We start from the raw sequence: 13,890 nt of genomic DNA, 5'->3' as shown, positions 1-13,890 counted from the left end.
TATCCTCCAGGGCGCCCTCAACGGGCGATGATCAATGGATGCCCGCGCTCCGGATGGTCTTGCACCAGCACATCCAGGCCAAACACCGCCTTGAGCGGTTCCGGACGCAGCACGTGCCGGGGCGTGTCCAGGGCCACCGGTCGACCGGACGCGAGCAGCAACAGGCGATCACAGTAGCGCGCCGCCAGGTTCAGGTCATGCAGGATAACCAGCACAGCGGCGCCGCGACCGGCGAATTCACGTACCGCCTGGAGGATGGTGTGCTGATGCAGCGGATCGAGCATCGAGGTCGGCTCGTCCAGCAACAGGGTCTGCCCCGCTTTACCCGGCCACAACTGCGCCAACACCCGTGCCAGATGCACCCGCTGGCGTTCGCCACCGGACAACGCCAGGTAACTGCGACCGTGCAGATGCGCGGCGTCTGCCGCTTGCAGCGCAGCGGCGACGATTTGCTCGTCGCGCAGCCGACCACTCTGATGCGGCAGGCGCCCCATGCCGACGACTTCCTCGACGCGAAAGGCAAAATCCAGGGTCGAGGACTGCGGCAAGACCGCCAGGCGACGGGCGCGCTCGGCCCCCTGCCATTGGGCCAGTGGACGGTCTTCGAGCCAGACCTGCCCCTGGCTCGGTCGCAATTGGCCACACAGGCCCGCCAGCAAGGTACTTTTGCCCGCACCGTTGGGCCCGAGCACACCGAGCACCTCGCCGGGGTTGAGCAGCAGATCGATGTCCGCCAGCACGGTTTTGCGGCCACGTTGAATGTGCAGGTTTTGTGCTCGCAACATCAGCCGCGCCCTCGTACCAATAGATAGAGGAAGAACGGCGCACCGATGAAGGCCGTGACGATGCCGATTGGCAATTCCGCGGGGGCCAGCGCCAAGCGTGCCACCAAGTCAGCGAGCAACAGCAGGCTTGCCCCCGCCAGCACTGAAGCGGGCAGCAACACACGGTGGTCGGGGCCGGCCACCAGGCGCACCAGATGCGGCACCACCAGCCCGACGAAACCGATCATGCCCGCCGCCGCCACCGCCGCGCCAACCCCCAGGGCCGTACAAAATACCAGCTCACGCTTGAGGGCTTCGACGTTGACGCCCAAATGGGCTGCCTCGGACTCGCCCAGCAACAGCGCATTGAGCTCCCGGGCTCGGCGTGGCAGCCAGAGCGCCACGCCGGCGCTGACCAGCAACAGCGGCCACAACCTTGCGTAACTGGCGCCGTTGAGACTGCCCAGGTTCCAGAACGTCAGGGTGCGCAGGGTCGCGTCGTCCGCCAGGTAGGTGAACAGGCCGACGGCGGAGCCGGATAGCGCGGTCAGGGCGATGCCGGCCAGGAGCATGGTCGCGACATGGGTCTGGCCATTGCGGCGGCCGAGGCGATAGACCAGCGCCGTAACGCCGAGCCCGCCAAGGAACGCACACAACGACAACACGTAAGGGCCGAAGGCTTCGGGCAATCCACCCAGCGCCGAGCCACCGACAATGGCGACGGCTGCGCCCAACGCCGCACCGCTGGACACGCCCACCAACCCCGGGTCTGCCAGCGGGTTACGGAACAGCCCCTGCATCGCCACACCGGACAACGCCAACACCCCGCCCACCGCCAAGCCCAGCAGAGTGCGTGGCAAACGGATCTGGCCGAGGATCAGTTCGGCCTGTTCCAGGCCATCGGCGGCCACCGGCAGGCCCAACAGCCGCAAAGCGGCGCGCAAGGTGTCCAGCAGGGGCAGGCTCACCGGCCCCAGGGCCAGGGACAGCCAGGTCGTCAGCAAACACAGCAGGCCCAGGCCGATAAACAAGGTGCGAGGCTTGACCGACGAAGTCATGGCGCCGCGGCCGGCTCAGCCGGATAAAAGCCTGCCGTCAGTTTCACCAGGCTCTGCGGCAGCCGCGGGCCCAATCCGCCCACCAGCAGCGTCGGGTCGAGCTCCATGACGCGCCCGTCCCTGGCGGCTCGGGTCGAGGAAAGAATCGGATTTTCCCTGAACAGCGCCGCACGGGCTTCTTCACCACTCAAGGCTCGGTCGGCGAAGACCAGCACTTCAGGATTCAGGCTGGCCAGGGTTTCCACTGAAAAGGATTTATAGCCGCTGTGGGTCGCCAGGTTGTGACCGCCGGCTTGCTGTAACAGCCAATCGGCAGCCGTGCCCTTGCCAGCGACCAGTGGCTTGCCACCGGAACTGCCTACCAATAGCAATACGCCGGGAGCCTTTTGCTTGCGCTGGGCCTCGGTCACCCGGGCCTGCTGCTGGGCGAGCTGTTCCTGATAACGGTCGAACAACCGTGTCGCCTCGGCCTGCGCCCCCAGCAATTGCCCCAGGTGCTGCAAGTTGCCCTGCAGGGTCGGCAGGTCTGGCGTGGTCGAGAACAATTCGACCTTTACGCCAGCGCCGCGGATTTGCGCCAGCACAGGTGGCGGCCCCATTTCCTCGGTGCCCACCAGGATCTGCGGACGCAGGCTCAATACGCCCTCTGCGGACAGTTGTCGCTGATAGCCAATGCTGGGCAGGGCCCGCAAGGATTCAGGATGCTGGCTGGTGGTGTCCACGCCCACCAGTTTCGACTCGCCCCCCAACGCGCTGACCCACTCCGACAAGGCGCCGCCGGCGCTGACCCAACGCTGCGGCGATTCAGCCGCGCTGGCCCCCTGGTTGACCAACAGTGCGACACAGAGCGCAACAACGCGGATGTTCAGACGCATCGGGCAGCTTCCTCAAAGAAGTTTTTCGCAGGACCGGGCCGGGCCAAGTATCCTCGACCACCTGCGAAGGAAGCGCCATTTGATAATTGTTTTCATTTGAGCGTCAAGGGTGGATCTTTTGCCACACGAAACCTGTGGGAGCGAGCTTGCTCGCGATAGCGGTGTACCAGTCACCTTAATGTTGGCTGATCGACCGCTATCGCGAGCAAGCTCGCTCCCACAGAGGCTCACTCCGACAGATATATAGAGACACACATGAAGTTTCTTTGCACTGCCGCCGAACTGCCCGAAAACGGCAGTCGCGGTTTCGACCTCAATGGGCGCAAGGTGCTGGCCGTGCGACGCGCCGGCCAGGTGCATACCTATCTCAACCGCTGCCCGCACCGGGGCGTGCCACTGGAATGGCAACCCGACCAGTTCCTCGACCCCAGCGCCAGCCTGATCCAGTGCGCCACTCACGGCGCGCTGTTCCTGATCGAGAGCGGTGAATGCGTGGCCGGCCCCTGCGCCGGCCAGTTCCTGGCCGCGCTAGACAGCCGGGAGGACAAGCAAGGCATCTGGGTCGAACTCTAGCGTCGTGAGCAACACTGGCAACGCACGGTCCACCCACATCTGCTCGGGCGTCAGCGTAACTCCGTAGGCCAACACTTCCACCCCCGCCGCCACCGCATCATGCAGGGCTGCGGTGTATACCGGGTCGATCTCGTGTGCCGGGCGCACGGCCTCGATGCCGCTCAGGTTCACGCAATAAAGCTGCACCGCTCGCACACCTTCCCGGGCCAGGCAGGCCAGCTCCCTCAGGTGCTTGGCTCCGCGCAGCGTGACCGCATCGGGAAACGCCGCCACTTGGGTGCCATCGAAACCCAACGTGACACTTTTGACTTCGACCCAGGCCGAGCCTTGAGCGTAGTCCAGGCGAAAATCGATGCGGCTGTTCTCCATGCCATAAGCCACTTCACGCTTGAGCCCGGTGAACCCGTTCAGTTCACTGATGACTCCGGCGCGCAAGGCTTCTTCGACCAAGGCGTTGGCGCGTGCGGTATTGATGCAGGCCAGCCGCCCTTGAGGGGTTTCGCCGATTTCCCAGGTTCCGGGCAACTTGCGCTTGGGGTCGCTGGAGCGACTGAACCAGACGCGCGCGCCTTCAGCCATGCAGTTGAGCATCGAGCCGGTGTTGGGGCAGTGAATAGTGAGGAGTTCGCCGTGAACGGTCTCGATATCAGCGAGAAAACGCTTGTAACGTCGAATCAGACGACCTTCTTCCAACGCAGGGGAGAAACGCATCAGCCTTGCCAGCTCCGCAGTCCACGTTCGATTCGCGCCACCGCTTCCTGTAGCCGCGGCAAGCTCTGTGTGTAGGCGAACCGCACATGGTGGCTGGCCTGGTGACGGCCGAAATCCAGACCCGGGGTGAAGGCCACGTGTTCGGTTTCCAGGAAATGCTGGCAGAACGCAAAGGCATCGCCGCCGAAGGTGCTGATATCGGCATAGAGGTAAAACGCCCCTTGGGGCTCCACCGCGATACCGAAGCCCAATTCCCGCAAGGCCGGCAGCAGAAAGTCGCGGCGCAGCGCGAACTCGGCCCGCCGCAGCTCGAAGATTTCGATGGTGGCGGGCTCGAAACAGGCCAGGGCGGCATACTGGGCCATGCTCGGCGCACTGATGTAGAGGTTCTGTGCAAGTTTTTCCAGCTCGCCGATGGCCGCCGAAGGGGCCACCAACCAGCCCAGCCGCCAGCCGGTCATGCCGAAGTACTTGGAAAAACTATTAAGGACAAAGGCGTCGTCGTCGACTTCCAGCACACTGGCGGCGTCGGTGCCATAGGTCAGGCCGTGATAGATCTCGTCCACCACCAGATGGCCGTTGTGGCCCTTGATGGCCTTGGACAACCCTGCCAACTCGTCCCGGGTGAGAATCGTCCCGGTCGGGTTGGCTGGCGAGGCCACCAACGCACCGACGCTGTCCTGGTCCCAATGACGGTCCACCAGGTCCGGCGTCAATTGGTAGCGCACGTCCGGCCCCACGGGCACCAATTGCGCCGCGCCTTCCACCAGGCGCAGGAAATGACGGTTGCACGGATAGCCGGGGTCGGCCAACAGCCAATGCTTGCCCGGGTCCACCAGCAAGGCGCTGGTCAGCAGCAACGCGCCGGAGCCGCCCGGCGTGATCATGATCCGTCGAGGATCGATGTCCACCCCGTAGCGCTGACCATAGAAACCGGAGATGGCTTCGCGCAGCTCGGGAATGCCACGGGCCGCGGTGTAACGGGTCTTGCCCGCCGCCAGCGCGGCCTGGCCGGCCTGGATGATCGGTTCGGCGGTGGTAAAGTCCGGCTCGCCGATCTCCAGGTGGATAACGTCATGCCCGGCGGCTTGCAGTTCGTTGGCGCGAGCCAACAGCGCCATCACATGGAAAGGTTCGATGGCGCGGCTGCGCGCACTGTAGGGCTGAGCCATTGGCCTTCCTTCAGGGGAAAAAGAACCGATTCTACCCAACTCGGGAACAACTGCGGGAACACGCGCGAGACCAAAGCGGTCTGAGCCCTCGAATTGCAGGAAATGACTCCCGCGATTGGCCCAGGCTTGACTAGAATCAAGCATTGAGCAGGTTTAGATCCCCACCGAAGCGAACCCGGCCACGTTTTACAGGCCCCGGCCGCCGCAGGCTCGACAACCGGGAGTAGCGCGGCCCGATTTGATCTGGTAAGTTCGCCCGCTTGCAGCCGCAGGGCCGGCAGGTGTCGGTGATGGAGCAATCCTGCGTAGTGGATTACAAGAGTAGAGGCGGTCCATTCATGCCCACCCAAGCAAAGCAAAATCAAAATCAGTCGCTCAGCGGGTTTGAGCCTTACGTCCCGCAAGCTGGCGAAGAGTATATGGGCGCCCCCATGCGCGCGCACTTCACCAAGATCCTGAACAAGTGGAAACAGGACTTGATGCAGGAAGTCGACCGCACCGTGGATCACATGAAAGACGAAGCGGCCAACTTCCCCGACCCGGCCGACCGTGCCAGTCAGGAAGAAGAGTTCAGCCTCGAACTGCGCGCCCGTGACCGTGAGCGCAAGCTCATCAAGAAAATCGACAAGACCCTGCAACTGATCGAAGACGAAGAGTACGGTTGGTGCGAGTCCTGCGGCATCGAGATCGGCATTCGTCGCCTGGAAGCCCGACCGACCGCCGACCTGTGCATCGACTGCAAGACCCTGGCGGAAATCAAGGAAAAACAGGTCGGCAAGTAATCGCCGGAGCTGTTATCGAAACGGAGCGTTCATACGCTCCGTTTTTTGTTTCCGATATTTACCCCCACGTTTTGGTGCCCCCCTGTGGGAGCGAGCTCGCTCGCGATAGCAGTGGGTCAGCCAACAGTGATGTGGCTGACAGGCCGCTATCGCGAGCAAGCTCGCTCCCACAAGGGGATATGCTTTGTTGTCGAGATTGCACGCCCACCGCCCGGACCCAGTAACATTTGCCCTATGACTGCCTACATCGGACGCTTCGCCCCCACCCCCAGCGGCCACCTGCATTTCGGTTCGCTGGTCGCCGCACTGGCATCGTACCTGGATGCTCGGGCCGTGGACGGCCGCTGGTTGCTGCGCATGGAAGACCTCGACCCGCCCCGGGAAGAACCGGGCGCGCAAGCGGCGATTCTCAAGGCGCTGGAAAGCTACGGGTTTGAATGGGACGGCGAAATGGTTCGCCAGAGCGAGCGCCATGACGCCTACGACCTAGTCATCAACCGGCTGTTCAGCCAGGGCCTGGCCTATGCCTGCACCTGTTCGCGCAAGCAACTGGAGGCGTACCGGGGCATTTATCCGGGCCTGTGCCGCAATGCCGGGCACGGCACCGAGGACGCCGCCATCCGCCTGCGCGTCCCCGAGCTCGAGTACCACTTCACCGACCGGGTCCAGGGCGAATTCCGCCAGCACCTGGGCCGTGAAGTCGGTGATTTCGTGATCCGCCGCCGCGACGGACTCTATGCCTATCAATTGGCCGTGGTCCTGGACGACGCCTGGCAAGGGGTGACCGATATCGTGCGCGGCGCCGACCTGCTGGACTCCACGCCGCGCCAGCTCTACCTGCAAGAACTGCTCGGGTTGCCACAACCGCGTTACCTGCACGTGCCGTTGATCACCCAGCCCGACGGGCACAAGCTCGGCAAATCCTACCGTTCACCGCCACTGGCGGCCGACCAGGCCACGCCGCTGCTGCTACGGGCGTTGCGCGCGCTGGGCCAGCAACCGGGGCCCGAACTGGACGACGCCAGCCCACGGGAACTGCTGGCCTGGGGCATTCGCCACTGGGACGCGGGCAAGATCCCGCGCACACTGAGCCTGCCCGAAGCGCAAATACGTTGACGGCCCTTGCAGCTTGGCGCCCATCCGTTACCATCGCCGCACGTTTTCGGGCACGCGCATAAATTAGAGAGGCCGGGATGTATATCTATCGCTTGGTCCTGCTCCTGGTAGTGGGGATTTACTTGTTCTCCCCGGCCATCATGGATTGGTGGATCGATGCCACGGGTGCCTGGTATCGGCCGTATCTGCTCTGGCTGATCCTGATTGTCGTGACCTTCATCCTGCAGAGCCAAAAAGATGCCGATGAGCTTTAGCCTGACCCAGATGATCCTGATCAGCGCCGCCTACCTGGCGGTGCTGTTCGGCGTGGCCTGGATCAGCGAACGGGGCATGATTCCCCGGGCGATCATCCGCCACCCGCTGACCTACACCCTGTCGCTGGGTGTCTATGCCAGCGCGTGGGCGTTCTATGGCACGGTCGGGCTGGCCTATCAGTACGGCTATGGTTTCCTCTCCAGTTACCTCGGCGTATCGGGCGCGTTCCTGCTGGCGCCGGTATTGCTCTACCCGATCCTGAAAATCACCCGCACCTACCAACTGTCCTCCCTGGCCGACCTGTTCGCCTTTCGCTTTCGCAGCACCTGGGCCGGCGCCCTGACCACGATCTTCATGCTGGTCGGGGTGTTACCGTTGCTGGCCCTGCAAATACAGGCCGTGGCCGATTCCATCAGCATCCTGACGCGCGAGCCGGTGCAGCACCGGGTGGCGTTGAGTTTCTGCGTGCTGATCATCCTGTTCACGATTTTCTTCGGTTCCCGGCACATCGCCACGCGGGAGAAACACGAAGGCCTGGTGTTCGCGATCGCTTTCGAGTCGGTGATCAAGTTGATTGCCATCGGCGGCGTCGGTCTCTATGCCCTGTACGGCGTGTTCGACGGCCCGCAACAGCTGGAAGTGTGGCTGCTGCAGAACCAGACCGCCCTCGCCGCCTTGCACACGCCCTTGCAGGAAGGCCCGTGGCGCACGCTGTTGCTGGTGTTCTTCGCCTCGGCCATCGTGATGCCGCACATGTACCACATGACCTTTACCGAAAACCTCAACCCGCGCTCGCTGGTGAGCGCCAGTTGGGGCCTGCCGCTGTTCCTGCTGCTGATGAGCCTGGCGGTGCCGTTGATCCTCTGGGCCGGACTGAAGCTGGGCGCCAGCACCAACCCGGAATATTTCACCCTGGGCATCGGCATCGCCGCCAACAGCAAGGCCCTGGCCTTGCTGGCTTACGTCGGCGGCCTGTCGGCGGCCAGCGGCCTGATTATCGTCACCACGCTGGCCTTGTCGGGGATGGCCCTCAACCACCTGGTGCTGCCGCTCTACCAGCCACCGGCCGAAGGCAACATCTACCGCTGGCTGAAATGGACCCGACGGGCGCTGATCGTCGCGATCATCATGGCCGGCTACGGTTTCTACCTGATGCTGGGCGACGGGCAGGACCTGGCCAACCTGGGCATCGTCGCCTTCGTCGCCACCTTGCAGTTCCTGCCCGGCGTGCTGTCGGTGCTGTATTGGCCGACCGCCAACCGCCGCGGCTTCATCGCCGGCCTGCTGGCGGGGATCCTGGTGTGGCTGGTGGCGATGCTGCTGCCGCTGATGGGCAACTTGCAGGGTTTCTATATTCCACTGCTGAACATGATCTACGTGCTCGACGACACCAGTTGGCATATGGCGGCCATCGCGTCCCTGGCAGCGAACGTGCTGATGTTCACCCTGATCTCGCTGTTCACCAACGCCAGCAGCGAAGAGGCCAGCGCCGCCGAAGCCTGTGCGGTCGACAATGTTCGTCGTCCGCAGCGCCGCGAGCTGCACGCTGCCTCGCCCCAGGAGTTCGCCACGCAACTGGCCAAGCCCCTGGGTGCCAAAGCCGCGCAAAAGGAAGTCGAACAGGCCCTGCGCGACCTTTACCTGCCCTTCGATGAACGCCGCCCGTATGCCTTGCGTCGCCTGCGGGACCGGATCGAGGCCAACCTGTCCGGCCTGATGGGCCCCAGCGTGGCCCAGGACATGGTCGAGACGTTCCTGCCCTACAAGGCCGGTGGCGAGAACTATGTCACCGAAGACATCCACTTCATCGAAAGCCGCCTCGAGGATTACCATTCGCGCCTCACCGGCCTGGCCGCCGAACTGGACGCCTTGCGCCGTTACCACCGCCAGACCCTGCAGGAACTGCCGATGGGCGTGTGTTCCCTGGCCAAGGACCAGGAAATCCTGATGTGGAACAAGGCCATGGAAGAACTGACCGGGATCGCCGCCCAGCGCGTGGTCGGTTCACGCCTGAGCACCCTGGGCGAGCCATGGAAAGGCTTGCTGCAAGGCTTCATCGACCTGCCTGACGAGCACCTGCACAAACAGCACCTGGCCCTCGACGGCCAGACCCGCTGGCTGAACCTGCACAAGGCGGCGATCGACGAGCCGTTGGCACCGGGCAACAGCGGCCTGGTGCTGCTGGTGGAAGACCTGACCGACACCCAGATGCTCGAAGACAAGTTGGTCCACTCCGAACGCCTGGCAAGCATTGGCCGGCTGGCCGCCGGGGTGGCCCACGAAATCGGCAACCCGATCACCGGCATCGCCTGCCTGGCGCAGAACCTGCGCGAAGAGCGCGAGGACGACGGCGAGCTGACGGAGATCAGCGGCCAGATCCTCGAACAGACCAAACGCGTGTCGCGCATCGTCCAGTCGCTGATGAGCTTCGCCCATGCCGGCGGTCACCAGCACAATGACGAGCCCGTCTGCCTGGCCGAAGTGGCCCAGGACGCCATTGGTCTGCTGGCCCTCAACCGGCGCAATTTCGAAGTGCAATTCTTCAACCTGTGCGACCCGGACCATTGGGTCGATGGCGACCCCCAGCGGCTCGCCCAGGTGTTGATCAACCTGCTCTCCAACGCGCGGGACGCCTCACCGGCCGGCAGCGCGGTGCGGGTCAAGAGCGAAGCGTTCGAACACACGGTCGACCTGATCGTCGAAGACGAAGGCAGCGGTATCCCACAGAACATCATGGACCGATTGTTCGAACCCTTCTTCACCACCAAGGATCCTGGCGAAGGCACCGGTCTGGGCCTCGCACTGGTCTATTCCATCGTTGAAGAGCATTATGGACAAATCACCATCGACAGCCCGGCCGATGTTCATAGCCAGCGCGGCACCCGTATCCGGGTGACCTTGCCGCGTCATGTCGAAGCGACGTCCGCTGTGAACTGAGACCGTCGAGAGAATCGAATCAATGCCGCACATTTTGATCGTCGAAGACGAAACAATTATCCGCTCCGCCTTGCGCCGCCTGCTGGAACGCAACCAGTACCAGGTCAGCGAAGCCGGTTCAGTGCAGGAAGCACAAGAGCGTTTCAGCATTCCCACGTTTGACCTGATTGTCAGCGACCTGCGCCTGCCTGGCGCCCCGGGTACCGAGCTGATCAAGCTCGGCCAGGGCACGCCGGTGCTGATCATGACCAGCTATGCCAGCCTGCGCTCGGCGGTCGACTCCATGAAAATGGGCGCGGTGGACTACATCGCCAAACCGTTCGACCACGACGAAATGCTCCAGGCCGTGGCCCGCATTCTGCGTGACCGACAGGCGGCGACCAGCAACCCGGCGGAACCCGTCGGCAAGGCCACCGCCTCGGTGAAAGTCGGGGCCAGCAACAGTAATGGCGAGATCGGCATCATCGGTTCCTGCCCGCCCATGCAGGACCTGTACAGCAAGATCCGCAAAGTCGCGCCGACCGACTCCAATGTCCTGGTCCAGGGCGAGTCCGGCACCGGCAAGGAGCTGGTGGCCCGTGCCCTGCACAACCTGTCGCGCCGAGCCAAGGCACCGATGATCTCGGTGAACTGCGCGGCCATTCCGGAGAGCCTGATCGAGTCCGAACTGTTCGGTCACGAGAAAGGGGCGTTCACTGGCGCCAGCGCCGGGCGTGCCGGGCTGGTGGAAGCGGCGGACGGCGGCACGTTGTTCCTCGATGAAATCGGCGAGCTGCCACTGGAGGCCCAGGCGCGGTTGCTGCGGGTGCTCCAGGAGGGGGAAATCCGCCGGGTCGGCTCGGTGCAGTCGCAGAAGGTCGATGTCCGCCTGATCGCGGCCACCCACCGTGATCTCAAGAGCCTGGCGAAAATCGGCCAGTTTCGCGAGGACTTGTATTACCGCTTGCACGTGATCGCCTTGAAGCTCCCTGCCCTGCGCGAGCGTGGCGCGGACGTCAATGAAATCGCCCAGGCGTTTCTGGCCCGCCAGAGCGCGCGGGTCAACCGCACCGATCTCAAGTTCGCCCCGGACGCCGAACAGGCCATTCGTCATTACGCCTGGCCGGGTAACGTTCGGGAGCTGGAAAACGCGGTCGAGCGGGCGGTGATCCTGTGCGAGAGCCCGGAAATCTCCGCCGACCTGCTGGGTATCGACATCGAACTGAGCGACCTGGACGACGAAGAATTCATTGGCCTGGCCCCACAACAAGGCGGCGCTGCCAACAACACCAGCCACGAACCCACCGAAGACCTGTCCCTGGAGGATTACTTCCAGCATTTCGTCCTCGAACACCAGGACCACATGACCGAGACCGAGCTGGCACGCAAGCTGGGCGTCAGCCGCAAGTGCCTGTGGGAACGGCGCCAGCGCCTGGGCATCCCACGGCGCAAGACCGGGGCGACCAGCGAAAGCTGACTGTGTGGGAGCGAGCTTGCTCGCGATAGCGGTGTGTCAGTCGCGCTATAGGCAAGCTGATATCCCCCATCGCGAGCAAGCTCGCTCCCACAGGGAATGTGAAAAAACTGTTACCCCAGTCTTTTTCACGTAACAGAAGCCGGGGTTTACGGTAACGAAACCCCGGCTTTTTTTCGCCTCGGAAAAATGGCCACACCCATGGAACCCCCGGTTTCTCTGGGTTTCGCAAAAGTTGGCACGCACCCTGCTATACCTTTGGTACAAGAACAATAACAAGCAATGCAAAAGACAATAAAAACAAGACGAATCGACTCACGCACAATAAAAACAAGACGGCGAGAGGCGCAGCTAACTGATTCTTTTGGAGAGGCGTTGTATTTGGGGCTTGCCCCACAACCAGGCCGAGAACAATAAAAACTGTCTCAAGACAGGTGCCTGAACTGGTTGGATCGATTGATCACTGCAACACAGCGACCAAAGCAATCCGTTTGCTCTTGACTCCCGATTGGGAGGGTCACGAAGGGAAAACCTCGTGGCGCGGGCACTCAACAAAAACAAGAAGCCCGAAACCAATAATAAAAACAGAGCACGCAACTAATTCTGGGGGAGCTTCGGCTCCCCTTGTGGTTTCTGTCGTTCCGCCTCCCCCGCAGCCTACAAGCCTGTCGCCTGAAGCATGCAGCTCAAACGCCTGCGTCCTACACCATCCCTCGACTAAATGCTAGAATCCCCGCCCATCATGCGGTCATTCTTCGTTTTTGGCCGAATATTCCTTCAAACAGTGCATCCCATGCTGAAGAAGCTGTTCCAGTCATTCCGTTCTCCCTTGCGTCGTACGCAACACATTCGCAGCACGCCTGAAGTGCTCAACAGCGGCCAGCATTCGCTGCAAAAGGCCCAGTTCAGCCGTTATGCGGTGAACATCGTCGAACGTTTGCAGAACGCCGGCTACCAGGCTTACCTGGTCGGTGGCTGCGTGCGCGACATGCTGCTCAACATCACCCCCAAGGATTTCGACGTCGCCACCAGCGCCACGCCGGAACAGATACGGGCAGAGTTTCGCAATGCGCGGATCATTGGCCGGCGCTTCAAGCTGGTTCATATCCACTTCGGCCGCGAGATCATCGAAGTGGCGACCTTCCGCGCCAATCATCCGCAAAACGATGAAGAGGAAGACAGCAACCAGTCTTCCCGCAACGAGAGCGGACGCATCCTGCGCGATAACGTCTACGGCACGTTGGAAGAAGACGCGCAACGCCGCGACTTCACCATCAATGCCCTGTATTACGATCCGGTCAGCGAACGCATCCTCGATTACGCCAACGGCGTACACGACATTCGCAATCGTCTGATCCGCCTGATCGGCGATCCTAAGCAGCGCTACCAGGAAGACCCGGTGCGGATGCTGCGAGCCGTGCGTTTCGCCGCCAAGCTGGATTTCGGCATCGAAAAGCACAGCGCCATGCCGATTCGCGAACTGGCGCCCATGCTGCGGGAAATCCCCTCGGCGCGCCTGTTCGAGGAAGTGCTCAAGCTGTTCCTGTCAGGCAACGCGGCAGACACCTTCGAGATGCTGGTGGACCTGCAACTGTTCGATCCGCTGTTCCCCGCCAGCGCCGAGGCCCTGGAGCACAACCCGACCTACACCCACACCTTGATCAGCGAAGCACTGATCAACACCGACCTGCGTATCAAGCAGAACAAACCGGTGACGCCGGCGTTCCTGTTCGCCGCCTTGCTCTGGCCTGCCCTGCCGGCCCGGGTGCTGCGCCTGCAAGACCGTGGCATGCCGCCGATCCCGGCGATGCAGGAAGCCGCCCACGAGCTGATCGCCGAACAGTGCCAGCGCATCGCCATTCCAAAACGCTTCACGATGCCGATCCGCGAGATCTGGGACATGCAGGAGCGCCTGCCACGGCGCAGCGGCAAACGTGCCGACCTGCTGCTGGAAAATCCGCGTTTCCGCGCCGGCTACGACTTCCTCCTGCTGCGCGAAAGCGCGGGCGAGCAGACCGATGGCCTGGGCGAATGGTGGACCGATTACCAGGACGCCAACGACAGCGAGCGCCGCGATATGATTCGTGAGCTCAGCGGCAAGGATGACGGCGCCAGCGGCCCGCGCAAGCGTCGCCGCAGCAGCGGTGCCAAACGCAAGCGTGCCGGTGTACCGAGCGCATCGGGCGAGTAATCG

General features: G+C 62.9%; 12 protein-coding genes. 7 read left to right on the top strand and 5 right to left on the bottom strand.

What is annotated here, in order from left to right:
• Positions 1-17: 17 nt before the first annotated feature.
• The 3 genes from BLQ55_RS23465 to BLQ55_RS23455 are packed head-to-tail and all read right to left on the bottom strand — an operon-like array spanning position 18 to position 2,697.
• Entirely contained in the window at positions 18-785 is a 768-nt protein-coding gene (locus tag BLQ55_RS23465; protein ID WP_092204273.1) for a heme ABC transporter ATP-binding protein, read from the bottom strand.
• Positions 785-1,768, bottom strand: coding sequence for a FecCD family ABC transporter permease (locus BLQ55_RS23460; protein ID WP_170847640.1), 984 nt, complete (start codon positions 1,766-1,768; stop codon positions 785-787). The genes BLQ55_RS23465 and BLQ55_RS23460 overlap by 1 nt, the downstream gene beginning before the upstream one ends.
• A 50-nt stretch (positions 1,769-1,818) precedes the next feature.
• Positions 1,819-2,697 (bottom strand): heme/hemin ABC transporter substrate-binding protein, encoded by an 879-nt coding sequence (locus tag BLQ55_RS23455; protein ID WP_092204271.1) that lies wholly within the window; start codon positions 2,695-2,697, stop codon positions 1,819-1,821.
• Positions 2,698-2,952: 255 nt separating this feature from the next.
• On the opposite strand from BLQ55_RS23455, the gene BLQ55_RS23450 reads away from it, so the two are divergent.
• Positions 2,953-3,270, top strand: a complete 318-nt coding sequence (locus BLQ55_RS23450) for a Rieske (2Fe-2S) protein (protein ID WP_092257391.1) — start codon at positions 2,953-2,955, stop codon at positions 3,268-3,270.
• Here BLQ55_RS23450 and sfsA read toward each other — a convergent pair.
• Positions 3,226-3,981 carry a DNA/RNA nuclease SfsA gene (gene sfsA, locus BLQ55_RS23445; RefSeq protein ID WP_092204269.1) on the bottom strand — a complete coding sequence of 252 codons (756 nt, stop codon included), beginning with the start codon at positions 3,979-3,981 and terminating at the stop codon, positions 3,226-3,228. The genes BLQ55_RS23450 and sfsA overlap by 45 nt on opposite strands.
• Positions 3,981-5,153 (bottom strand): pyridoxal phosphate-dependent aminotransferase, encoded by a 1,173-nt coding sequence (locus tag BLQ55_RS23440; RefSeq protein ID WP_092204268.1) that lies wholly within the window; start codon positions 5,151-5,153, stop codon positions 3,981-3,983. The genes sfsA and BLQ55_RS23440 overlap by 1 nt, the downstream gene beginning before the upstream one ends.
• 338 nt (positions 5,154-5,491) lie before the next feature.
• Here BLQ55_RS23440 and dksA point away from each other — a divergent pair, with 338 nt between their 5' ends.
• The 6 genes from dksA to BLQ55_RS23410 all read left to right on the top strand — a co-directional run bounded on the left by dksA (position 5,492) and on the right by BLQ55_RS23410 (position 13,887).
• On the top strand, positions 5,492-5,935 hold the full coding sequence (dksA, locus tag BLQ55_RS23435) for an RNA polymerase-binding protein DksA (protein WP_003205639.1): 444 nt from the start codon (positions 5,492-5,494) through the stop codon (positions 5,933-5,935).
• Between the two features lie 234 nt (positions 5,936-6,169).
• The gene (gene gluQRS / locus BLQ55_RS23430; protein WP_092257389.1) at positions 6,170-7,051 is read left to right on the top strand and encodes a tRNA glutamyl-Q(34) synthetase GluQRS; all 882 of its coding nucleotides are present in this window, start codon (positions 6,170-6,172) and stop codon (positions 7,049-7,051) included.
• 77 nt (positions 7,052-7,128) lie between these two features.
• A complete protein-coding gene (locus tag BLQ55_RS23425) occupies positions 7,129-7,305 on the top strand; it encodes a hypothetical protein (RefSeq protein ID WP_003176118.1) in 177 nt (58 codons plus the stop codon).
• Positions 7,289-10,243, top strand: coding sequence for a sensor histidine kinase (locus tag BLQ55_RS23420; protein WP_176814243.1), 2,955 nt, complete (start codon positions 7,289-7,291; stop codon positions 10,241-10,243). The genes BLQ55_RS23425 and BLQ55_RS23420 overlap by 17 nt, the downstream gene beginning before the upstream one ends.
• 22 nt (positions 10,244-10,265) lie before the next feature.
• Positions 10,266-11,699 (top strand): sigma-54-dependent transcriptional regulator, encoded by a 1,434-nt coding sequence (locus BLQ55_RS23415; RefSeq protein WP_092257383.1) that lies wholly within the window; start codon positions 10,266-10,268, stop codon positions 11,697-11,699.
• A 790-nt stretch (positions 11,700-12,489) separates the two neighbouring features.
• Positions 12,490-13,887: a polynucleotide adenylyltransferase PcnB gene (locus tag BLQ55_RS23410; protein WP_170847638.1), complete on the top strand. Its 1,398-nt coding sequence runs from the start codon at positions 12,490-12,492 to the stop codon at positions 13,885-13,887.
• Positions 13,888-13,890 lie beyond the last annotated feature (3 nt).

Origin of the sequence: Pseudomonas sp. NFACC13-1 (assembly GCF_900104425.1) — a bacterium.
In the GTDB taxonomy this organism is placed as follows: Bacteria; Pseudomonadota; Gammaproteobacteria; order Pseudomonadales; family Pseudomonadaceae; genus Aquipseudomonas; species Aquipseudomonas fluorescens_AA.
This window is presented reverse-complemented; position numbering and strand designations above follow the sequence as displayed.

What these genes read in the sequence shown, in the direction of transcription:
- BLQ55_RS23465 (WP_092204273.1), bottom strand. Translation starts at nt 785, where the DNA reads ATGTTGCGAGCACAAAACCTGCACATTCAACGTGGCCGCAAAACCGTG.
- BLQ55_RS23455 (WP_092204271.1), bottom strand. Translation starts at nt 2,697, where the DNA reads ATGCGTCTGAACATCCGCGTTGTTGCGCTCTGTGTCGCACTGTTGGTC.
- BLQ55_RS23450 (WP_092257391.1), top strand. Translation starts at nt 2,953, where the DNA reads ATGAAGTTTCTTTGCACTGCCGCCGAACTGCCCGAAAACGGCAGTCGC.
- sfsA (WP_092204269.1), bottom strand. Translation starts at nt 3,981, where the DNA reads ATGCGTTTCTCCCCTGCGTTGGAAGAAGGTCGTCTGATTCGACGTTAC.
- BLQ55_RS23440 (WP_092204268.1), bottom strand. Translation starts at nt 5,153, where the DNA reads ATGGCTCAGCCCTACAGTGCGCGCAGCCGCGCCATCGAACCTTTCCAT.
- dksA (WP_003205639.1), top strand. Translation starts at nt 5,492, where the DNA reads ATGCCCACCCAAGCAAAGCAAAATCAAAATCAGTCGCTCAGCGGGTTT.
- gluQRS (WP_092257389.1), top strand. Translation starts at nt 6,170, where the DNA reads ATGACTGCCTACATCGGACGCTTCGCCCCCACCCCCAGCGGCCACCTG.
- BLQ55_RS23425 (WP_003176118.1), top strand. Translation starts at nt 7,129, where the DNA reads ATGTATATCTATCGCTTGGTCCTGCTCCTGGTAGTGGGGATTTACTTG.
- BLQ55_RS23420 (WP_176814243.1), top strand. Translation starts at nt 7,289, where the DNA reads ATGCCGATGAGCTTTAGCCTGACCCAGATGATCCTGATCAGCGCCGCC.
- BLQ55_RS23415 (WP_092257383.1), top strand. Translation starts at nt 10,266, where the DNA reads ATGCCGCACATTTTGATCGTCGAAGACGAAACAATTATCCGCTCCGCC.
- BLQ55_RS23410 (WP_170847638.1), top strand. Translation starts at nt 12,490, where the DNA reads ATGCTGAAGAAGCTGTTCCAGTCATTCCGTTCTCCCTTGCGTCGTACG.